We start from the raw sequence: 21801 nt of genomic DNA on the forward strand, positions 1-21801 counted from the left end.
CCGTAGCCGGTGGGTGGGACATTGCCGGCGCCGGCCAGGGCCGTGGCATCAGTTGCGGGAAAGCAGGAACGCCGTGGCATCCTGTGCCACCTGCTCCGGGCATTCCCAGAGCACCAGGTGTGCCACCTCCGGGTAAATCCTCAACACCGCATCCTGGATGCGATCCACCAGTGCGTCCGGCTGCGAGCGCGGCAGCACGTTGTCGTGTGCGCCCCACAGCATCAAGGTGGGCGCGTGAATGATCCCCGCCTCGGTGGGCGGCGTTGCCGCGCACAATCCCGCCATGATACTTTTCCACGCATGGGCCGGCATCCTGGTGCCATCGCGCACACGGTCCCGGATGTACCACTGCGGAACCTCGTGCAGCCGGGGAAACCACTCCAGGGAGGCCCGCACCCAGGGTTCGTCGACGGGGTCCGTCAGGGCTTCGACGTCCGCCGCGAAGGCGGGCCTGCCCTGCAGGTTCGCCGGTGAACCCACCAGTACCAACGCCGCAACCTTCCCGGGGTGCGTGATGGCCAGTTGCTGGGCCACATATCCGCCACTGGAGGAGCCCAGCACAAACGCACGCGGCACCTTGAGGGCAGTCAGGATTGCTGCGGCATCCTCGGCCTGTTCAACCAGGGAATACCCGGCTTCCGGCTTGTCTGCGTCCCCCTGCCCGCGCAGATCGGGGGCGTAGACCCTGAAGTCCGCCAGAAACGGCAGCATCCTTGCAAAGCTGCGCCTGGACTCACCCCACGCATGCAGCAGCAACAGCGGCTTTGCCCCTGCATCGCCGTGGACCAGGCAGGGAACGCAAATGCCCGTTCCCAACACCAGTTGCCGCACTACGGATTCCATGGGATCAGGGTACTCTCCCTGCTGCTGCGGTTGGACCGAGCTGTCACCTCGCTGAGGCTACCGCCAGCCGGACGGGCAGCGTGGGCGCCTGAATTAGGTAGGAAGAGTGCAATATGAGTACTCCCCACTGGTGCGCGCCGCTGCAACGGCGTCTACGCTGTGGTGATATGTGCTGAATTCAGCAGGCCGAGTAGTTCCACTACAGCTGAAAGAGTGTTCCATGCCGTCGACTGCCGCAACCCTGACCACCCCGGATCGGGGACCGTCCAGCAAGAAACAACATAGGCGCACCAACCCCCTGGCAGCCTTGCTCTTGGCTGGCGCACTTATTGCGGGCTCTGCCCTGTCCGCGCAGGCTGGCGCTAGCATCACCCCTGAGTCGGGCGGCATTGGCGGCGGGACAACCGTGAGTGGAAGCGCAGCGATTGACAATTTTGTGCAGACCTCCGCCACTGGCTCCCAGACAGTGGCGTTGGCCGCCGACGGATCGCTCTGGGCCTGGGGCGACAACTTCTACGGGCAGCTCGGTGACGGCACCCAAGACAGCCGCAGCGAGCCGGTGAGGGTGGTGGCGAACTGGCCGGCCGGTGTGGTGATGAAGAGCGTCAGCTCCGGGAACTACCACTCGGTGGCGCTTGCAAGCGACGGATCCGTTTGGTCTTGGGGGGGCAAACGGATCCGGGCAGTTGGGCGACGGCAGTAACGTCAACAGTTCGGTACCGGTGCAGGTGGTTGCAAACTGGCCGGCAGGGGTCACCATCGAAAGCATCGACGCCGGGTACTACCATTCTGCTGCGGTGGCCTCCGATGGCTCCGTGTGGACTTGGGGTGGCAACCTTCAGGGGGAGCTGGGCAACGGAGCCATGACCAGCAAAAACGAGCCGACACAGGTGGTGGCGAACTGGCCCACCGGGGTCATCGTCAAGAACGTCAACGCCGGTTTCACCTATACAACCGCGGTGGCCTCCGATGGATCCCTCTGGGCCTGGGGGAACAACGACAACGGCCAGCTTGGAGACGGAACCACCGCCGCCAGTGCGCTGCCGGTGCAGGTGGTGGCCCCTTGGCCGGCCGGTGTCACGATCGGAAGCATCAGCGCCGGGGTACACCATTCGGTCGCCGCGGCTTCCGATGGTTCCGTCTGGGCCTGGGGCAACAACATTTTCGGACAGCTGGGCGACGGAACCGCCACCGACCATGCCGCGCCGGTGCAGGTGGTGGCTACGTGGCCAATCGGCGTTGCGATCACGAGCGTCGGCGCAGGGGAAGGCCATTCCCTGGCGGTGGCCTCCGACGGCTCCGTCTGGGCTTGGGGGTTCAACGGCAGCGGGCAGCTGGGCGACGGAACAGCAGCCGACAGTTCGGTGCCGGTGCCGGTGGTGGCGAACTGGCCAACCGCCGCCGCAGTTGAGGGCGTCAGTGCCGGTGCCGAACATTCGGTGGCGGTGGCCTCCGACGGCTCCGTCTGGGCGTGGGGGTTCAACGGCAGCGGGCAGCTGGGTGACGGAACCTCCACGTTCACGAACGAGTCCACTGCTGTTGCCGCGCTCACCCACCTCACGGTGACGGGCGTAATGTTTGACTCCGTGCCTGGAACACATCTCCTCGCAGCGTCCGGGGCCGGAACGTTCACCGTCACCGCCCCGGCCCACAGTGCGGGAGCCGTTGACCTGACCATCACCACCGAGTTCAGCAATGGTGCGCCCGGGCCCACGTTCGCCCTGCCGGGAGGGTTCAGCTACACACCCGCACCAACGGTTTCGCCGAGTCCAACGCCAACATCCACTTTCAGCCCTACCCCTACGCCCACACCTACACCTACACCTACACCTACACCTACACCAACCTTGACGACGGCGGCGCCTACGCCCACCTTGACGGCGGCGACCACGGCGGCGGCCTCGGCAACACAAACGCCTGTGCCCCGTCCAAGCGAGCGGCAATACGTTGCAAACCTTGCCTGGACGGGCGCCTCCAGCAGTCTGTTGGCCGGTGGCGGAATTCTCTTGCTCTTGCTAGGTGCCGGGCTCGTGGCTGTTAGGAACCGAAAGACCCCGCCGTCGCACAGCTGAGCGCACCTGGCGCCCGGACCCCGCCCACGCCGGGCCAAGACGGGAAGTTGCGCGGATCACAGGGCGCTGCGAAACTGGGGCCGATGACTACCAAAGAGCTCTACCTTCAGGCCTATGACGAACAACTCCGCACCGACGCCGAAACGCCCAGCGCGCTGCATGTGACCCGCTGGGGTCCCCTGCGACTGGCCACGTTCGCGGGCGGGCTTGGTTTCATTACCTACAGAGATTTGGGCGGCGCCGTGGCGGCGGACATGCCGGGACTGGTCTCGGGCGCCCTGGCCCACTACGGCACAGATCCGGAGATCGACAAGGTTGAATGGAAGGTCCGCCTCCACGATGCCTCGCCGGGGCTGCCCGAGGCTCTGGTGGCCCAAGGATTCGCCCCCGAAGAGGCCGAATCCATCATGGTGGGCCCACTCGAGGGCTTGTGCGCCAACGCTCCCATCCCCGACGGTGTCACGCTGCGGACAGTCACCACCGAGGCCGACGTGCGGGCCATGAGCGCCATGGCCGACGAGGCCTTTGGTGAGGCGGTCGACACCCGCCAGGCCAATGCCTTGCTGGCCCGGCTGGCCCGCAAGGACGGCATGGAACTCTGGGTGGCGGAAATTGACGGCAGGATGGTCAGTTGCGGCCGGCTCGAACCTGTGCCAGACAGCGACTTCGTTGGCATTTGGGGCGGGGCTACCCTCGAGGCCTACCGGGGCCGAGGCATCTACCGGGCTCTAACAGCCGCGCGGGCCCGCTCCGCCATGGCGCAGGGCAAGACGCTTGTCCACAGTGACTCGTCCGAGTTCTCCCGGCCTATCTTGGAACGCTCGGGCCTGTTGAAGGTCTCCACCACCATTCCGTATTACTGGCGGAAGTGACGCAGGACGCCACTTCCGCCAGGGCCTACTGCTCCTGCATGGGGATGCGTACGCCCCGCTCCGCTGCGACGTCGAGCGCGCGCTCGTAGCCGGCGTCGGCGTGGCGAATGACGCCCATGCCGGGGTCGTTGGTGAGCAGGCGGGCCAGCTTTTCCGCAGCCAGCGGCGTGCCGTCGGCAACGGACACCTGGCCGGCGTGGATGGAGCGGCCAATACCCACGCCGCCGCCGTGGTGGATGGACACCCAGGTGGCGCCGGAGGCCGTGTTGAGCATGGCGTTCAGCAGCGGCCAGTCGGCGATGGCGTCCGAGCCGTCCTTCATGGACTCCGTTTCGCGGTAGGGGGATGCCACCGACCCTGAATCCAGATGGTCGCGGCCAATCACAATGGGCGCTTTGACTTTGCCGTCCGCCACCAACTGGTTGAACAGCACCCCGGCCTTGGCCCTGTCGCCGTAACCAAGCCAGCAGATGCGCGCCGGCAGGCCCTCGAACTCAACGTGCTCCGCCGCGGCGTCGAGCCAGCGGTGCAGGTGGGCATTTTCGGGGAAAAGTTCCTTCAACGCTTCATCGGTGACGCGGATGTCCTCGGGGTCGCCGGAGAGGGCAACCCAGCGGAACGGGCCCAGGCCCTCACAGAACAGCGGGCGGATGTAGGCCGGGACAAAGCCGGGGAAGTCAAAGGCACGGTTGTAGCCGCCCTTGCGGGCCTCGTCGCGGATGGAGTTGCCGTAGTCGAACACTTCGGCGCCGGCGTCCTGGAACTCCACCATGGCTTGCACGTGGCGGGCCATGGCGTTCTGGGACTTCTTGGTGAAACCCTCGGGATCAGCCTCCGCTTCGGCAGCCCACTGCTCCACCGAGTATTCGGTGGGCAGGTAGGAGAGGGGATCGTGTGCGCTGGTCTGGTCGGTGACAATGTCAACCGTGAACTCGCCAGCCTTGTGGCGGCGCAGGATTTCCGGGAACACCTCGGCGGCATTACCCACAACTCCCACGGAAAGCGGCGTCTTGTTCGTCTTGGCTTCCAGTACGCGCTCAAGTGCCGCGTCCAGGTCGGGGGCCAGCTCGTCCAGGTAGCGCTTGCCCACACGGCGCTGGAGGCGTTCGGCGGACACGTCGACGATCAAGCAGGCGCCTCCGTTGAGGGTGACGGCCAGCGGCTGGGCGCCGCCCATGCCGCCGCAGCCGCCCGTCAGGGTTAGCGTGCCGGCGAGGGTGCCACCAAAGAGCTTTTCACCGATGGCGGCGAAGGTTTCAAAGGTGCCTTGCAGGATGCCCTGGGTGCCAATGTAGATCCAGGAGCCGGCAGTCATTTGCCCATACATCATCAGGCCCTCGGCCTCCAGCTTGCGGAACTCCGGCCAGGTGGCCCAGTCCCCCACCAGGTTGGAATTGGCCAGCAGAACTCGCGGCGCCCATACGTTGGTGCGGAACACGCCCACCGGCTTGCCGGACTGCACCAGGAGGGTTTCGTCGTCGTCGAGAGTCTTCAGCGTGGCCACAATGGCGTCATAGGCTTCCCAGGAGCGGGCTGCGCGTCCTGTGCCGCCGTACACCACCAGGTCCTCCGGCCGCTCGGCAACTTCCGGGTCAAGGTTGTTCATGAGCATCCGCAGCGGCGCTTCCGTCTGCCAAGACTTGGCCGAGAGCTCAGTGCCTCGGGCTGCGCGGATGGTGCGGGATGGGTCATGCATGGTTGCCATGATTTTCCTTAACTAGTGGATCAGCGTTCAGGGCCGAAAGCCTGACGGGAAAGTTCCTATGCTCTTATCCAACCCCGCTGCGCCGCGCAATCCTAGGGGTTCGACGGGTGCCGAGTCTGTGATTCCAGACATTGCCGATGGCATGGTCTGCGGCGCCACAGTGCGGCCGGGCGCGGAGCCCCGTGGAATAGACTGGGGCTGCTCACATCAAATTCTCATTGGGGGAACCATGCCTGTCATCATGCCGATCTACGGCACACGTCCGGAGGCCATTAAGATGGCGCCTATAGTTGCAGCCTTGAATGCATCAAGCGACTTTGACTGCGTTGTGACGGTGACGGGACAGCACAGGGAAATGCTGGATCAGGTCAACGAGCTGTTTGGCATCACCCCGGACCACGATCTGGACATCCTCCAGCATGGGCAGTCCCTCTCTGACATCCTGACGCGCACCATTGACGGCCTAGACAAACTCTTCGCCGCGTCCAAGCCCGACGCCGTGGTGGTTCAAGGTGACACCACCACCTCCACCGCCGGCGCTATCGCCGCCTTCTACCGCGGCATCCCCGTCATCCATGCCGAGGCCGGGTTGCGCAGCCACGACATGTTCTCCCCGTTCCCGGAGGAAGCCAACCGCAAGATGACCACGCAGCTTGCCAGCCTCCACCTGGCACCGACCAGCACCAGCAAGGCCAATCTTCTCGCTGAGGGCGTCAAGGAATCCGCCATTGTTGTCACCGGAAACACTGTCATCGATGCCCTCCTCACCACTGTGGATAAGAGGATCGCCTTCGGCGACCCCGCCTTGGAAGAACTGGCAACTAGCGGACGGAAGATTCTGCTGGTCACCACGCACCGCCGCGAGAACCAAGGTGGCGCCATGCGCGGCATGGGACGCGCCTTGGCCCGGATTGCACTGGCGGAGCAGGACCTCACCATTGTGCTCCCGGCCCACAAGAACCCGCTGGTACGGGAGGCCGTTCTGCCCGCCATTGCGGGATTGCCCAACGTCATGGTGACCGAACCGTTAGCGTACGGCGAATTCACCCGCATGCTGTCCCTTGCCCATGTGGTCCTCACAGATTCCGGCGGTGTCCAGGAAGAGGCCCCCAGTTTGGGCAAGCCCGTCCTGGTCATGAGGGAAAACACCGAACGGCCCGAGGCCCTCGAGGCTGGCACTGTGCGGCTGATCGGCACGGACGAGGAACGCATCGTCACTGAGGTAGGCAGGCTGTTCAACGATCCCCTGCACTTTGACGCGATGTCCACTGCAGTGAATCCCTACGGCGACGGCAAGGCGGCGGCACGTTCAGTGGCGGCCATTGCCCATTTGTTGGGCGTAGGGGCACGCATCGGCGATTTCAGCTCCTGAGCTGTTGCGCCCCACCCAGCCACCGACTTCGGCGAGTGGTGAATTTCATCACGAAACCGCCCGTTGACCCCGCCCGGGGCAGGTAAATCTGTTGGATTGCCTTCTCCTGGCAGCCTCTTCATAGCTTGAACAGATAGGCTTCACCCATGCCTCTGACCTACCGTTCCTGGCGGATTGCTGTGCCCCTAGCCGCCGCTTCCCTGCTTTCCCTGACCGCCTGCGCGCCGTCCGTGACCATCACCGCCGCCGAGGATGCCAACAATCCGGCGTGCGCCCCCATGATGGTGGCCCTGCCGGATTCCCTGGCTGACGCCCAGCGCCGGACCACCACCAGCCAGGCAACGGCCGCCTGGGGCGAGCCATCGCTGGTGGTGTTGCGCTGCGGCGTGCCGGTTCTGGGGCCCACCACTGACAAGTGCGTGACGGTCAATGGCGTGGACTGGGTCCTGAAGCAAAAGGACCAGACTTGGACCATCACCACCTATGGGCGCAACCCCGCCACCGAGCTGGTGCTGAAGGAGAACACGATTCCCTCGGACACCGTCCTAACACAGATTTCTGCCGCCGCTGCGAAGATTCCTGCCACCGGCGGAGCCTGCCTGTAGGCTTTCGCATGGCGGGGCTGAAGTGTTTGAGGCTGGTTACTCACAAAATCATGGGTAACTATTATGAGTAACTCGATAAGTCATAAAAACAGGGCGGTCGCTTTATGAGCACCAACAAGAATCCATTGCCAAGCGAACACCAGCACCGGATGAGGAAACGCTCCTACTCGCCGATCGAGCCACCAACGGGCTCACCAGGTTTGATGCCGAATTGGGACATAAGGTAGCAACCTTTGCACCTGTGTTGCTGCGCTCTGAATCCGCATCATCCTCCCAGATCGAGAACCTGACTGCCAGTGCCCGAGCCATATTCAGCGCCGAGCTTGGACTGAAAAAGAGCCGAAACGCTGAATTGATCGCTGCCAATACCAGGGCGATGACGGCTGCCCTGCAACTGGCAGAGAAGATCTCATCTGACGCCATCTTGCAAATGCACCGTGCCCTCATGGAGAACCACACCATCCACCAGGCCGGCGAATGGCGCGATGAGCCGGTGTGGATCGGTACGCGCAACGACACCCCCGTTGGCGCCGACTTCGTGGCACCGCACCACAGCAAAGTACATGGGCTTATAGATGATGTTGTCACGTTTATCGCACGACTTGATGTTCCAGCTTTGGTCTCGGTTGCCGTGAGCCATGCACAGTTTGAGACGATCCACCCGTTCCCGGATGGAAATGGCCGAACGGGACGCGCCTTGGCGCAATCGATCCTCCGGCACCGCGGCGTCACCAGAAACGTGGCCATCCCTGTTTCTGCCGGCCTGCTGGCCGATATTGAGGGTTACCATAGTGCGCTGACCGAGTACCGCGCCGGTGACGTCACGCCAATTATTCGCGCCTTCGCAAACGCCGCATTGAGGGCAGTCGCCAACACTCGTCAGCTGGTCGAAGAGATCGAAGTAGTTCAAGGAGCTTGGAAAAATCAGCTCACCGCGCGCAAGAACAGTAATGCTTGGCGAATGCTCGATGTAATTGCCCGCCGCCCAGTTCTTGACTCAGCTACCGCTGCGGCAGAACTCGGGGTGGCGCAACCGAACGTATACCCACCGCTGAAAGCACTCGTCGAGGCTGGAATTCTGCAGTCCAAGGCGGAACACCAGCTTGGACCATGCTGGCGCAGCGACGAAATCTTGAACGCCATCGATGAGTTCGCCAAACGAGCTGGTCGTCGGGCGAAGTCCTAGGACTGTGGTGCCGCCGTCCACGTTCGATGGCGGGCACAGCGGAACTTCCACGCGGTCCGGCGTCGTACGCTTCATCCAGCGATGGCGCGGCAACCAGCCGTCAGTCCGCGGTGACGAGCCTCCACAGAGAAGTGGTTTCCTGGCTGCGGGCGGCAAAGAACGGATCGCTGCTGTCCATGGAGCGCGGGTGCTTGGCTGGCGTGTCCAACTTGTCCAGGACAGTGAGCCCGGCCGACTCGATCCAGCCCAGCAGTTCGGACCGTGACCGCAGGCCAAGGTGCTCGGCCAGATCTGAGATGATCAGCCAACCCTCTCCCCCGGATTCCAGGTGCCCGCCCAACCCTGTCAGGAAGGCCTTCAACATGCGGCTCTTGGGGTCGTAGACGGCGTTGTCCAACAACGTGTTGGCTGTGCCGGGCAACCACGGCGGGTTGCAGACCACCAGGGGCGCACGCCCTTCAGGGAACATGTTGGTCAGGCTGGCTTCGACGGCATCCGCCAGACCCAGGCGCTCCATGTTCTCCTGGGTGCAGGCGATGGCCCGTGGTTCGCTGTCCGTGGCAATGACAGTCTTCACCCCGCGCTTGGCCAAAATGGCCGCCAGGACCCCGGTGCCCGTGCCAATGTCAAAGGCCAGCTCGGTGGATGGCAAAGGCGCCTGCGCCACCAGCGCCAGGTATTCGCTGCGGATGGGCGCGAACGTCCCATAGTGCGGGTAGATGTGGTCATCGAGCTCCTGCACAAACAATCCGTTGCGGCGCCATTCGAAGGCACCCACGGCGCCAAGCACGTCCTGCAACGGGGCCACTGTCAGAGTCTCCACCTCACCGGCAGCGGCCAGCCATGCTGCCGAAACATCCGGGGCGCGTCGCAGGCCCACTGCGGGGCCCGGCTCCAAGGGGACCAGCACCAGCCCGAGCATTCTAGCCCTTTGTGTCCGGCCCTGGCGGTAGCGGTAGAAGGCTTGAGCAACGCTTTCGCCGTCGTGCCGGGAAAAGGTGGGCAGGCGCCGGGCCATGGCAGAGAGGAGCTGGCGGGCGTTGTGATAGTCGCCCTGCCACAACAAGGCAGTGCCCTGGGCTGCTAGGCGGTAGGCGTCGTCGGCGGTGAGCGAGTCATCCACGGCCAGGACCTTTTTGGGCGCGGCGGCACCGCTGGCCGAGAACCACGGTGCTGTGAACTCGGCCTCGCCCTGCGTCCAGGAAATGGTGGTGCGCTGGGGCAAGGGTTCAGTGCTCATGGGGCTCCTCGAATGATTGCCGGGGCCAAGCAGTGCTGGCGAGTGCCCACAGGACAGGACTAACGCCCCAGTTTAGCCCGTGCAGGAGCCAGGTTTTTCTTGGGCGGCTGTGAATTCGCCTGCCTTGGCGGAGGCGTGGTGCTGCGGTGTTAGATTTTCCTACTATGACTGAACAACCAACCCGGCGTCCGGGCATCAAACTCATGCTCATCGGCGGGGCAATCATGGCCGCCGGCATCGGCGGGCTCATTACAACCCCGCTGGTGCCTGGCAGCTCGGAGAACCTCCTGGTGCTCGCTGTCCTGCTGCTGGCTGTGGTGGGCGGTGGCGCCACATGCCTCACCGGCTCCATCAAACGCATCATCCACCTGTTCAAGACCACAGGCTTTCTGGGGATCAAGCTCAGCGAATCGCCGCGGGAGTGACAATGCCCACGCTGCACGCTCTGGAGATGCGTGCAGCATGGGCATAGTTTCTTCTTGCGTCCGCCCTTTTAGGCGAGGATTTCTAGGCGCGGACGCGCCTGCGCAGGCGCACTGCCAATCCACCGAGCATCAGCAGGAGCGCTCCCGCGGAGAGCCATGTGAGGGTGCTGCCTGCACCCGTGACGGCCAGCTGGCCCTGATCCTGCACCACAGGAAGGGCCGCTCCGGCTGAGGCGGGTGAAGACACTGTTGCGGTTGCCGACGGTGTCGCCGAAGCGCTGGGCGCCGCCACCGCGGCAATTTTCACTTCCTGCACTGCTGTGCTGTTGCCGGCAACATCCGCGGCACGGAACATCACTGTCGCGGCCTTGCTTCCGGCCTCAACGGCTGCCGTGTACGGCTGCCACGTGGCGCCAGCATCAATGCTGTACTCCAACGCTGCGATCCCGGATGCAGCATCGCTGGCTTGGGCAACGGCCGTCCGGCTGACAGCCTTGGTGGTCAGCGTCGGGGCGGTGGTGTCCACCTTGATGGCACCAAGGGTCTTGGTCTCTTCGGCAACTCCGCCGCCGTTCATGGAGCGGTAGTTCACCTTGGTCTCCCCGTCGGCAAGGGTGACGGGGGCTGAGTAGGCGACCCATTCGCCGTCGTTCATCTGGTACTCGGTGCGGATTCCGGACTCTGCAGCCAAGGCCGTGGCGCCGCCATTGACAGTGAGTGTCAGGGTTGGGGCCGTGGTGTGCCAACCCGATGCGGGGGCTTCGGCGATGCTGGCAGTGGTGACGGGCACGGTCCAGGCTGCCTGGGTGAGCGTGACCGCATCTACCGTCCAGAACGCACTGTTGGTGCCGGTGTACTTGAAGCGCAGCTGTGCTTCCTTGGCGCCGGCGGGGACGTCTGCAGGCAGGCTTTCCATCCTGTTGGTGTCGATCTTGTAGGCCTTGAGCAGCTGGGGCGTGCCGCCGTCGAAGCTGATGAAGACCTCAGCGGACTGGGGTCCATCAATGAGGTAGTTGCTGGCGAAGTTCACCGAGGCGGTGGGCTGGCCATTGAGCGGGAACGCGGGGCTGACCAGGGTGGAATCAAACTTGCCGGCGGCGTGGGCCTTGTCATCCCACTCATCCGAGTCCGCCACGGCGAACACATTGCGGTTGCGCACGCTGCTCTCACGGCCCTGGTTGCGCTCAATGTTGGTCCAGAACTCGTCAGTGGCGAAGGACCAGCCGCTCCACTCGGCGACACCGCCGGTGGGCATGGCGGAGTTGTCGATGCTCCAGCCCTCGGGGGCCGTGTGGGTCCAGCCGAGGACGTCGGCGCCCACCGCCGTTTCATCGGCGCGGGGCTTGAGCTGGCTGCGGACGGTGTCGAAGGCGTCCGGGACGATTTCGTCGATCGGCTGGCCGTCGAGGTTCCAGGCCGGATCGATCGCCACGCCCTGGTGCTTGAGCACCGTGGGGGCGATGTCTGTGACCTTGACGTCGTTGCGCGTGGAATTGGCGGGGATGCCGGCGCCCTGGGCAATGACGAAGGACTGGCGTTCCAACTGGGTGCTGCCGCCGTGGCCACCGGTGGGCGTGTGGCCGTGGTCGGCGGTGATGACAATCAGCCACTGTTCGGCGGCGTAGCTGGGGCGGGCCTTGACGGCTGCGAGGATCTCGCCCACCTTGGCGTCGGTGACCTTCAGCTGTGCCTGGTAGTTGGCGCTGCTGCTGCCAGAGTTGTGCCCGGCGCCGTCCACGTCGTCGAGGTGGACGAAGGTGCTGTCCGGGTTGCCGTTCCTGAGGTAGTCAACAGCCTTGGCCGTGGTGTTGTTGTCGGAGCCGCCGGAGATGGCCAGGTCCGTGCCGGTTTTGAAGATGATGTCGGGGATGGGTCCCCACGTGCCGGCCACCAGAGTGGAGGTGGCGGGATCGTTGTGTTCCAGGCGGTTCTGGAAGTTGGTGAACTGTTCCAAGTTGTTTCCGGTGAAGCTGTTGTCCAGCACCCGGTGCTTGTCCGGCCAGGCGCCGGTGGCAATGGAACTCCAGCCGGGCCCGGAGACGGTGGGCGCCATGGGGTTGGCGTAGAGGTTGCTGGCAGCCGTCATGCCCGCCTTGCGGACCGATTCAATGGCCGGCAGCGCCGTTTTGTCCATGACGCTGATCGAAGCCCCGTCAAGGCCGATCACGAGCGACTTCTGGACCTTGGCGCCTCCGGGCAGGCCTTCATAGGGGATACCCGGGACTGCGGCAGTGGCTGCGGGCGTGAACGTCATGGCCGCCACTGCCACGGCGGCAGTCACTACAAGTGGGCGGACAACGCGATGTGATGAGCGCATGATCTCTTTTTCGTCTGTGGTGCCGTTGTTGGCACCCTTGGAACGATAATGAGCCACAGAAAAGTTCTCGTTTTAAGCCGGTGAGCGCCGCGTGAACATTGCTTGTCTATACAAGCCGGGGGCGTTCACCGCGTTGGGTGGCATGGGCCACGGCGGACATGAACGACGGCGTCCGCCCCACCCCTTCAAACGCTCTCGCAGCAATGGTCAGTTTTTCGTGAACGCGGTCTCATTGGATGCGATAGGGTCCCGAAAAAACTGACCATTGCTGCGATAGGGTGCCGGGGTTAGCGCAGGCCCACCTTGCGGTGCAGGGCCAGCTGGAGGAGCTCGTCAATCAGCTCCGGGTAGGCCAGGCCGGAGGCCGCCCACATTTGCGGGTACATGGAACTCGGGGTGAAGCCTGGCATGGTGTTGATCTCGTTGATGATCAGCTCCCCTGCCGCGGTGTAGAAGAAGTCCACGCGGGAGAGCCCTTCGGCACCCACGGCGTCGAACGCCAGCGCGGCCTGTTCCTGAATGCGGGCAATGTCAGCCTCTGGCATGTCGGCCGGGCAGCTGAGGCTGACAGCATCGCCCTGGACGTACTTGGCCTCAAAGTCGTAGAACGCGTGGTGTTCGCCGTCGACCATGGCGATTTCGCCAGGCTGGGAAACGCGCGGCATGTCACTGCCCCGGCCCTCCAAAACTGCGCATTCAATTTCTCGGCCCACAATGCCGGCCTCAATGACCAGCTTGAGGTCATGTTCGCGGGCCTCGGCGATGGCGGCGTCGAGCTGGTCCAGGGAATCAACCTTGGAGATGCCCATGGAGGAACCGGCGCGTGCTGGCTTCACAAACACGGGGAAGCCCAGGGCCGCCACCCGGCTGCGCACCTTGGCCGGGTCAACCGTCCATTCACGGTCAGTGACGGCAACGTAGGGGCCCACCGCAAGCCCGGCAGCCTCAAAGACCACCTTCATGAAGTGCTTGTCCATGCCGAGGGCCGAGGCCAGGACGCCGGCGCCCACGTAGCGGGTGTCGCCGAGCTCCAGCAGGCCCTGGACCGTGCCGTCCTCGCCCCACGGACCGTGTAGCAGCGGAAAAACAACATCAACGGCACCGAGCACCTCGGGAACCTTGGCGGCCTCGGTCACCACCAGCTGGTGCGTGTTGCCCAACTGGGTCAATGAAACGGTTTTCTCCCCCGCCACTACTTCCGGCAGGGAGGCGTTCTTCAGCGACCACGCTGAGAGGTCATCCCCAGCCAATACCCATTGGCCGTTTTTGGCGATGCCGATGGGAACCACGCTGTACTTCTCGCGGTCAATGGCGCCCAGAACCCCTGCGGCCGTGACACAGCTGACGGCGTGCTCGCTGGAGCGGCCGCCGAATAAAATGGCCACGCGAATGGGCGCAGTTGTTGCAGGGGTTTCAGTAGTCACGTGTTAGTCGCCTTCGGATTTCAGTTGGCGGGCCAACAGCAGCGGACCCAGATCATCGACAGTCAGTTTACCTTCCAACACGCCCACAACGGCGTTGGTGATGGGCATATCAACACCCATTTTCGCGGCGAGGTCGGACACAGCTCGGCCGGATTTGATGCCCTCGGCCGTTTGCGTCATGCGGTTGTTGACCTCATCAAGAGTCAGCCCCTCACCGAGCATGCGCCCGGCGGTGTGGTTGCGGCTCAGCGAGGACGAACACGTGGCCACGAGATCGCCCAACCCGGCCAGCCCGGCCATGGTCTCGGCCTTGCCGCCCAGCGCCAGCGCCAACCGCGTGGTCTCCGCCAGGCCTCGCGTGATGACCGAGGCCTTGGTGTTGTCGCCAACCTTCTGTCCCTCGCAAATGCCCACGCACAGCGCGATGACATTCTTGACGATCCCGCCGATCTCCACGCCCACCACGTCGTCAACCGTGTAGGGGCGGAAATAACGGGGCTTGCACACGTTCGCCACCCATTTGGCTGTGTTCTCATCCGCGCACGCCACCACGGAGGCCGTGGGTTCCTGGCGCGCAATTTCCATGGCGAGGTTGGGGCCGGACACCACGACGATGCGCTCCGCTGCCAGCCCCAACTCCTCGGCGATGACTTGGGACATGCGCTGGTCTGTACCCAGTTCCAGGCCCTTCATCAAGCTCACGACGACGGCGTCCTGGGCCAGGTGCCCGGCCCACCCGCGGAGCTGCTCACGCAGCGTCTGGGCGGGAACGGCCAGAACCACCAACTGGGCGCCTGCCAGGACCTCTTGGACGTCCGAGGAGGCACTGATGTTGGCTGGAAGTTCCGTGGTGGAGAGGTAGCGGGGGTTCCTGTGGTGGTCATTGATCTGGTCCACCACTTCCTGGCGGCGGCCCCACAGCACAATCTTGCGCTCTGTTCCCTCGGCGGCATCGCCGAGGATCTTGGCAAAAGTGGTGCCCCAGCTGCCGGCGCCCAAAACAGCTGTCTTGGCCGGTGCAATCCCATCCACGTAACTCACGGAAGGTCCCCTTTTTCTGTTGGTCCGGCGTCGTTCAGGTTCTTTGTGTCCGGATTCTTGGCGGAGGAACCCCGCTCTTCGAAACGGCCGTGGCTTGATTGCTGGTGCGCGGAGGGGTCCCAGCGCTGGGCCGGGGCCGTCTCGCCGCGCAGCGTCTCCAACAGTGCCGTGATGTCGCTCATGATGATGTCCGTCATGGCCTCCAGGGTCGCCTTGTCCGCGCTCCTGCCGGCAAATGCGCTCAGGTCAACGGGGTGACCCACCACCACCCTGGCCTTCTTGCGCGGGAAAAGCTTCACGCCCTTGCCATAGCGCGGGAACACTTCCTGTGCACCCCAGTGCGCCACGGGAATGACCTTGGCGCCCGTGGCCAGGGCCAGCCGTGCTGCCCCCGTGCGGCCCTTCATGGGCCAGAGATCAGGATCCCGGGTGAGCGTGCCTTCGGGATAGATGACAACGGCTCCCCCGGCATCCAGGACTTCCTGGGCCACGGCCAGCGACTTTCCGGCTCCGGCGCCGCTGCGCTCAACAGGAATCTGGCGTGCGCCACGCAGGGCAGTGCCCACGACGGGTGTCTTGAACAAGCCGTCCTTGGCCAAAAAGTGCGGCATGACCCGCTGGTTGTAGAGCATGTGTCCCACAACGATGGGGTCTATTTCGGTGCAGTGGTTGGGCACCACAATGAAGCCCTCATCCACCGGCAGTCGGTCCAGGCCGTACCATTCCTTGCCCATGAGCACGTTGATGGCACTCCTGGCAATGCCCGCAACCGCGGCAAAGAACATCCGGGTGCTCATCTTCATGCCACGGGGCTTGAAGGGGCGCCTGTGTGCCGGCTTGCCCGTGGGCGGAAGGTCAGTGGTCACTGTTGGCTACCTCGAAATCCGTTGGGAGTCGTGCACATCAAAGTCGGCGCCCAGGCCGTCCAGCTTGGCGGTGAAGTGTTCGTAGCCGCGGCTGATGACGTCAATGCCCGTCACCGTGGAGGTTCCCTCGGCGGCCAGGGCGGCGATCATGTGGCTGAAGCCGCCGCGCAGGTCGGGGACGTTGATCTTGGCACCCTTCAGGGGTGTGGGTCCGGAAATGACGGCCGAATGGATGAAGTTGCGCTGCCCAAAGCGGCACGGGATGCTGCCCAGGCATTCGCGGTGCAGCTGGATATTGGCGCCCATGCGGGTCAGCGCCTCCGTGAAGCCAAAGCGGTTTTCGTAAACCGTCTCGTGGACAATGGAGACGCCTTCGGCCTGGGTGAGGGCAACCACCAGGGGCTGCTGCCAGTCCGTCATGAAGCCGGGGTGGACGTCCGTTTCCATGATGAGCGGCTTCAGGCTGCCGCCCTTGTGGAAGAAGCGGATGCCGTCGTCGTGGATGTCCATGCCGCCACCGATCTTGCGGTAGGTATTCACGAACGTCATCATGTCCCGCTGACTGGCGCCTTCAACGTAAATATCGCCGCCGGTGACCAGGGCAGCCGAGGCCCAGGACGCCGACTCGTTGCGGTCGGGCAGTGCTGTGTGGTCGTAGCCTGTCAGCTCAGCAACGCCTTCAATGCGGATGGTCCTGTCCGTCTGCACCGAAATGATGGCGCCCATTTTTTGCAGGATCGCTATGAGGTCAATGATTTCCGGCTCCGTGGCTGCGCCGCTGAGCTCGGTGATGCCCTCGGCACGCGTTGCGGAAAGCAGAACCTGCTCCGTGGCTCCCACGCTGGGGTACGGCAGGCTGATCTTGGTGCCCTTGAGGCCAAACGGGGCTGTGATGGAGATACCGCCGCCGGTCTTTTCCACCACTGCACCAAACTTGCGCAGCACTTCAAGGTGATAGTCGATGGGCCGGTCGCCGATCTTGCAGCCGCCCAGATCCGGAATGAAGGCATGGCCAATGGAGTGGATCAGCGGCCCGCACAACAAAATGGGGATGCGCGAGTCACCGGCGTGGGTGTTGATCTCGGCGCTGTTGGCCTTTTTCGCGTTGGCCGGGTCCATGGTGAGGTCGCCCGTAATGGGGTCCTTGACCACTGTGACGCCATGCAACTGCAGCAAGGACGTGACAACTTCAACGTCCTTGATCTCAGGGACGTTGCGCAACGTTGATGGCGTGCTGCCTAAAAGTGCCGCCACCATGGCCTTGGGAACCAAGTTCTTGGCGCCGCGCACCTGGACGCGTCCCTTGAGCGGAACACCACCACGTACCGTCAGAATTCTGCTCATCGTCACCTAATCCTTTGTTCCACCTACGCACCCTGTACCTGCTTGGGCCTGCGTCAAGCATAGTTTCTCCCGCTCGAGATGCTGAAATGCGCTGTGCTCTCTGTGGCGGACGCCGCTGGCCCGGGGTGATTCGCGTCGTGCTGCCGCTATGGTCATCCGACCTGGATATAGCTCCAGCCGATGACCACATCGACGTCATGGGGTTCCGGGCGCCCTGCGGGTTGGGTCGCTCGAGCGCTGCTTTCCTCTTCCACAGGCCCAGCAAGGCCTGGGCTTGTCCACGTTCGACTGCGGTGGCATACCAAGGGCGGAAAAATCGCAGCACCATGGGGTCATGTCAGAGTTCGAAGTTCCACCTTTTATCTCCGCTCCGAACAAGTTTGTGAGCGAAACAGCTTCCCGCCAACTCTCCAAGCAGGCTGCCGCCGGTGAGCTTGTCCGGGTGCGCCACGGACTGTACCTGCCCTCCGGAGCTTGGGAGGCCTTGACCCGTTGGCAGAAGTACCGGATGCAAATCCAAGCAGTCCATGAGCTGGCCCTCAGGCGCCCCATTTTCGCACGCGAATCTGCAGCCCAGATTATGGGTTTGCCGTTGATCTCAATACCCAACCAGGTGCAGACTCTTGTACCGCCCGGGCAAGGTGGGGGTCGCAGCAGCAACGGCGTCCGGCGACTTGAGGCACTGGCAGGGGATCCACCACCATGGGAAATGCATGGCTTGTTGCTGACACCGCCCGTACAAACTGCCAGGGATATGGCGGTCCGCCTGCCGCTGGTTCAGTCGCTGCCCGCCATGGACAGGTTGTTGGCACAACGGATCCTGCCAGGATCACCGGTCAATGTTCCCTTGACGTTTCAAGCCGATCATGTGCTGGCAGCCATTGAATTGCTGCCCAACGCCACGGCACGAACCCGGGCACAACGCGTACTTGCAGTCGCCGACGGCAAGTCCCAGTCTGCCGGGGAATCATGGAGCCGGGCCATCATGATTGAGCAGGGCTTCCCGATACCTGGCCTGCAGCGGGAGTTCCGGGATGGGTTGGGCCGGATTGGATTCCCGGATTTTGACTGGGAGGAATTCAAGACTCTCGGGGAGTTCGATGGACACGAAAAGTATTCCGCCCAGCGCTACCTCAAAGGGAGGTCACCTGCCCAAATAGTCATCGAGGAGAAGAACCGGGAGAACCGTTTGCGGGCGCTTGGCTACCGGGTGGTCAGGTGGGAATGGCAGGATCTGCGCAATCCGCAGCGACTCATTCACTTGCTGCGCGAGGCCAGCCTACCGCAACGACGCCCGAGGGGCCCTCATTGACTCCGGACAGCGAAACGGTCTTTCGCTGTTGATATATCAACAGCGAAAGACCGTTTCGGCCGCAGCCGCTGAAAGTTAGAACTTCGCCGGCAGCGTGGTGGGCTTGATGGACGGGCGGGTGGCCTCAAACGCCGTGATGGCCGGCTCGTCGCGCAGTGTCAGGCCAATGTCATCCAGGCCTTCGAGCAGGCGCCAGCGGGTGTAGTCGTCAATCTGGAACGGCGCAACAACGGTGCCTGCGGTAACCATCTTGGCCACCAGGTCAACGGTGATCTCGGTGCCTGGAGCATTTTCCAGGACCTTCCAGATCAGCTCAATGTCATCCTGGGCGACCTCGGCGGCCACCAGACCTTGTTTGCCGGAGTTGCCGCGGAAAATGTCGGCAAAGCGGGAGGACAAAACAGCTTTGAAGCCGTAGTCCTTCAGCGCCCAGACGGCGTGTTCGCGGGAGGAACCTGTACCAAAATCGGCGCCGGCCACCAGCACCGAACCGGCCACATAGGGCTCCCGGTTCAGGATGAATTCCGGGTCCTTGCGCCAGCTGGAGAACAGGGCGTCTTCAAAACCTGTGCGCGTGATCCGCTTGAGGTAGACGGCCGGGATGATCTGGTCAGTATCAACATTGCTTTGCCGCAGCGGGACGCCAATGCCTGTGTGGGTAGAGAACTTTTCCATGGTGTTAGCTCCTTACGCTACGGTGTTGGCGAGGACCGGTGACAGGTCCGACGGCGAACTGAGAGTTCCGCGGATGGCGGTGGCGGCTGCCACAACAGGTGAGACCAGGTGTGTGCGTCCACCCTTGCCCTGGCGGCCCTCAAAGTTGCGGTTGGATGTGGACGCGCAGCGCTCCCCCGGTTCCAGCTGGTCCGGGTTCATGCCCAGGCACATGGAGCAGCCGGCAAAGCGCCATTCAGCACCAAAGTCCTTGAACACCTTGTCCAGGCCTTCGGCCTCGGCTTCCAACCGGACTCGGGCGGAGCCCGGCACCACCAGCATGCGAATGTTGGGGTCCTTTTCGCGGCCGCGGATGATGTCCGCTGCCGCGCGCAGGTCCTCAATGCGGGAGTTGGTGCAGGAGCCCAGGAACACCGTGTCGACCCGGATGTCCTTCATGGGCGTGCCGGCAACCAAGTCCATGTACGCCAGGGCGCGCTCAGCGGCAGCCTTGGCGTTTTCGTCACCGAAATCTTCCGGGTTCGGCACGTTGTCGCTCAGTGAAACGCCCTGGCCCGGGTTGGTCCCCCAGGTGACGAACGGGTCCAAGGTGTTGGCGTCCAGGAAGACCTCGGCGTCGAATTCGGCGTCGGGCTCGGTGGTCAGCGACTTCCAGTACTCAACGGCCGCATCCCAATCGGCACCAACGGGTGCGTGGGCCCGGCCCTTGAGGTACTCGAAGGTGATCTCATCCGGGCCGATCATGCCTGCGCGGGCACCGGCTTCGATGGACATGTTGCAGACAGTCATGCGGGCATCCATGGACAGGGCCCGGATGGCCGATCCGCGGTATTCCAGCACGTAGCCCTGGCCGCCACCGGTGCCGATTTTGGCGATGATGGCCAGGATGATGTCCTTGGATGTGACACCGGGGCGCAGGGTGCCTTCAACGTTGATGGCCATGGTCTTGAACGGCTTCAGCGGCAGAGTCTGGGTGGCCATGACGTGCTCAACCTCGGAGGTGCCGATGCCGAACGCCAGCGCACCCACGGCACCGTGGGTTGAGGTGTGCGAGTCACCGCAAACCACCGTCATGCCGGGCTGGGTCAGTCCCAGCTGCGGGCCCACCACGTGGACGATGCCCTGCTCGGCGTCGCCCAGGGAGTGCAGGCGCACACCAAACTCGGCGCAGTTGTTGCGCAGCGTCTGGATCTGGGTCCGGCTGGTCAGATCGGCAATAGGCTTGTCGATGGCCAGCGTGGGCGTGTTGTGATCCTCGGTGGCAATGGTCAAGTCCGGGCGGCGCAGCGGCCGGCCGGCCAGGCGCAGGCCCTCGAAGGCCTGGGGCGAGGTGACCTCGTGGATCAGGTGAAGGTCGATGTAGAGAAGGTCGGGCTGTGCGGCATCGCCGTCGCCTTCGCCTTGCTTGACAACGTGGTCGCGCCATACTTTTTCGGCCAACGTCTTCGCGGTCTTGCGCGGAGTCGATGTCAAAACTGTCGGCACCTGTGCTGATTCGTGCGCAACGGGCGCGGTGGGCTCGGTCACGGTCAGCTCCCTTCATCTGTTCAAGCCCTGGCGGCCATGGCATTCACGGGGAATTTGCTTGGCTTCCAAGGGTGTTCTTTAGTTTGTATAGCTCCACTGTTCCAGCCAGATCCGGGCAGAAGCCAATCCTTCGATTTGCATCTCACATAATGAGACGTCAATATCATTACATGGACAATTCAAGTGGCGTTGGCGTCATCGATAAAGCGGCTCTTGTGCTTGATGCATTGGAAGCTGGCCCCACAACCCTGGCTCAATTGGTTGCAGCCACCGGTTTGGCCCGGCCAACAGTGCATAGGTTGGCACTAGCCTTGGTACATCACCGGCTCGTGAGCCGGGACATGCAGGGCAGGTTTGTGCTCGGCAGCAGGCTCGTTGAGCTGGCGTCGGCTGCCGGTGAGGACAGGCTCATTGCCGCTGCGGGACCTGTTTTGCTGCAATTGCGTGACTCCACCGGTGAGAGCGCCCAAATTTTCCGCCGGCAGGGCGATTCGCGCGTGTGCGTTGCCTCGGCTGAGCGGCCCATCGGCCTGCGCGACACCATCCCCGTGGGCACCCAGCTCACCATGAAGGCCGGTTCCGCGGCCCAGGTTTTGCTGGCGTGGGAAGACCATGAGCGTCTGCTCGAGGGCCTGCACAACGCCCGCTTCACGCCCACCGTTCTGGCTGGTGTTCGACGGCGCGGCTGGGGTCAGAGCCTGGGCGAACGCGAGCCCGGGGTCGCCTCGGTGTCGGCGCCCGTGCGTGGCCCCTCCGGGCGCGTGATTGCTGCCGTCTCCATCTCCGGACCCATCGAACGCCTGACCCGCCAGCCCGGGCGCCTGCACGCGGAAATTGTCTGCAACGCCTCCCGCATCCTGACCGAGGCGCTGCGCAAGGGCGCCTCCTGACCTTCATCCCCAAACAACGACGACGCGGGGGGGGGGGGGGTTTTTGCAGGTGGCGCGCGGTCGTTGTTTTTTGAAATCCAAACAA

Annotated in this window: 19 protein-coding genes; 9 read left to right on the top strand and 10 right to left on the bottom strand. The window is 63.7% G+C overall.

The features are described from left to right. Window positions 1-48: 48 nt before the first annotated feature. Window positions 49-843 (bottom strand): alpha/beta fold hydrolase, encoded by a 795-nt coding sequence (locus ACX80Q_RS13365; protein ID WP_459331019.1) that lies wholly within the window; start codon window positions 841-843, stop codon window positions 49-51. A 220-nt stretch (window positions 844-1063) separates the two neighbouring features. Here ACX80Q_RS13365 and ACX80Q_RS13370 point away from each other — a divergent pair, with 220 nt between their 5' ends. The 3 genes from ACX80Q_RS13370 to ACX80Q_RS13380 all read left to right on the top strand — a co-directional run bounded on the left by ACX80Q_RS13370 (window position 1064) and on the right by ACX80Q_RS13380 (window position 3787). Then, window positions 1064-1546, top strand: coding sequence for a hypothetical protein (locus ACX80Q_RS13370; RefSeq protein ID WP_459331020.1), 483 nt, complete (start codon window positions 1064-1066; stop codon window positions 1544-1546). Further along, entirely contained in the window at window positions 1530-2915 is a 1386-nt protein-coding gene (locus ACX80Q_RS13375) for an RCC1 domain-containing protein (protein WP_459331021.1), read from the top strand. Before ACX80Q_RS13370 ends, ACX80Q_RS13375 begins: the two co-directional genes overlap by 17 nt. An 83-nt stretch (window positions 2916-2998) precedes the next feature. Then, window positions 2999-3787: a GNAT family N-acetyltransferase gene (locus ACX80Q_RS13380; RefSeq protein ID WP_459331022.1), complete on the top strand. Its 789-nt coding sequence runs from the start codon at window positions 2999-3001 to the stop codon at window positions 3785-3787. Window positions 3788-3812: 25 nt separating this feature from the next. Here ACX80Q_RS13380 and hutU read toward each other — a convergent pair whose 3' ends face one another. After that, complete coding sequence (gene hutU, locus ACX80Q_RS13385) at window positions 3813-5492, bottom strand: urocanate hydratase (RefSeq protein ID WP_459331023.1); 1680 nt, start codon at window positions 5490-5492, stop codon at window positions 3813-3815. 229 nt (window positions 5493-5721) lie between these two features. Here hutU and wecB point away from each other — a divergent pair, with 229 nt between their 5' ends. The 3 genes from wecB (at window position 5722) to ACX80Q_RS13400 (ending at window position 8655) form a co-directional block, all read left to right on the top strand. Continuing rightward, complete coding sequence (gene wecB, locus ACX80Q_RS13390) at window positions 5722-6864, top strand: non-hydrolyzing UDP-N-acetylglucosamine 2-epimerase (protein WP_459331024.1); 1143 nt, start codon at window positions 5722-5724, stop codon at window positions 6862-6864. Window positions 6865-7010: 146 nt separating this feature from the next. Next, window positions 7011-7469 carry a DUF3515 domain-containing protein gene (locus ACX80Q_RS13395; RefSeq protein ID WP_459331025.1) on the top strand — a complete coding sequence of 153 codons (459 nt, stop codon included), beginning with the start codon at window positions 7011-7013 and terminating at the stop codon, window positions 7467-7469. Window positions 7470-7680: 211 nt separating this feature from the next. Next, window positions 7681-8655, top strand: a complete 975-nt coding sequence (locus ACX80Q_RS13400) for a Fic family protein (RefSeq protein WP_459331026.1) — start codon at window positions 7681-7683, stop codon at window positions 8653-8655. Between the two features lie 100 nt (window positions 8656-8755). On the opposite strand, the gene ACX80Q_RS13405 is transcribed toward ACX80Q_RS13400, so the two are convergent. Beyond that, window positions 8756-9895, bottom strand: a complete 1140-nt coding sequence (locus ACX80Q_RS13405; protein ID WP_459331027.1) for a methyltransferase — start codon at window positions 9893-9895, stop codon at window positions 8756-8758. A gap of 164 nt (window positions 9896-10059) precedes the next feature. On the opposite strand from ACX80Q_RS13405, the gene ACX80Q_RS13410 reads away from it, so the two are divergent. Further along, window positions 10060-10320: a hypothetical protein gene (locus tag ACX80Q_RS13410; protein WP_459331028.1), complete on the top strand. Its 261-nt coding sequence runs from the start codon at window positions 10060-10062 to the stop codon at window positions 10318-10320. An 82-nt stretch (window positions 10321-10402) separates the two neighbouring features. Here ACX80Q_RS13410 and ACX80Q_RS13415 read toward each other — a convergent pair whose 3' ends face one another. From ACX80Q_RS13415 to murA, 5 genes are all read right to left on the bottom strand, one after another. Continuing rightward, complete coding sequence (locus ACX80Q_RS13415; RefSeq protein WP_459331029.1) at window positions 10403-12694, bottom strand: alkaline phosphatase family protein; 2292 nt, start codon at window positions 12692-12694, stop codon at window positions 10403-10405. A gap of 230 nt (window positions 12695-12924) precedes the next feature. Continuing rightward, window positions 12925-14061 (bottom strand): D-alanine--D-alanine ligase family protein, encoded by a 1137-nt coding sequence (locus tag ACX80Q_RS13420; protein WP_459331030.1) that lies wholly within the window; start codon window positions 14059-14061, stop codon window positions 12925-12927. Between the two features lie 3 nt (window positions 14062-14064). Then, complete coding sequence (locus tag ACX80Q_RS13425) at window positions 14065-15102, bottom strand: NAD(P)H-dependent glycerol-3-phosphate dehydrogenase (protein ID WP_459331031.1); 1038 nt, start codon at window positions 15100-15102, stop codon at window positions 14065-14067. Then, complete coding sequence (locus ACX80Q_RS13430; RefSeq protein ID WP_459331037.1) at window positions 15099-15905, bottom strand: lysophospholipid acyltransferase family protein; 807 nt, start codon at window positions 15903-15905, stop codon at window positions 15099-15101. Before ACX80Q_RS13430 ends, ACX80Q_RS13425 begins: the two co-directional genes overlap by 4 nt. Before the next feature lie 69 nt (window positions 15906-15974). Next, complete coding sequence (gene murA / locus ACX80Q_RS13435) at window positions 15975-17312, bottom strand: UDP-N-acetylglucosamine 1-carboxyvinyltransferase (RefSeq protein WP_459331032.1); 1338 nt, start codon at window positions 17310-17312, stop codon at window positions 15975-15977. Between the two features lie 334 nt (window positions 17313-17646). Between murA and ACX80Q_RS13440 the strand changes: the two genes are divergently transcribed. Beyond that, window positions 17647-18624, top strand: coding sequence for a hypothetical protein (locus tag ACX80Q_RS13440; protein WP_459331033.1), 978 nt, complete (start codon window positions 17647-17649; stop codon window positions 18622-18624). Between the two features lie 75 nt (window positions 18625-18699). On the opposite strand, the gene leuD is transcribed toward ACX80Q_RS13440, so the two are convergent. Together leuD and leuC are read right to left on the bottom strand one after the other, a co-directional pair. Continuing rightward, on the bottom strand, window positions 18700-19299 hold the full coding sequence (leuD, locus tag ACX80Q_RS13445; RefSeq protein ID WP_459331034.1) for a 3-isopropylmalate dehydratase small subunit: 600 nt from the start codon (window positions 19297-19299) through the stop codon (window positions 18700-18702). Window positions 19300-19311: 12 nt separating this feature from the next. Then, window positions 19312-20772 carry a 3-isopropylmalate dehydratase large subunit gene (leuC, locus tag ACX80Q_RS13450; RefSeq protein ID WP_459331038.1) on the bottom strand — a complete coding sequence of 487 codons (1461 nt, stop codon included), beginning with the start codon at window positions 20770-20772 and terminating at the stop codon, window positions 19312-19314. A 224-nt stretch (window positions 20773-20996) separates the two neighbouring features. On the opposite strand from leuC, the gene ACX80Q_RS13455 reads away from it, so the two are divergent. After that, entirely contained in the window at window positions 20997-21716 is a 720-nt protein-coding gene (locus ACX80Q_RS13455) for an IclR family transcriptional regulator (protein WP_459331035.1), read from the top strand. Window positions 21717-21801 lie beyond the last annotated feature (85 nt).

It is taken from the genome of Arthrobacter sp. HLT1-20, from assembly GCF_054510895.1.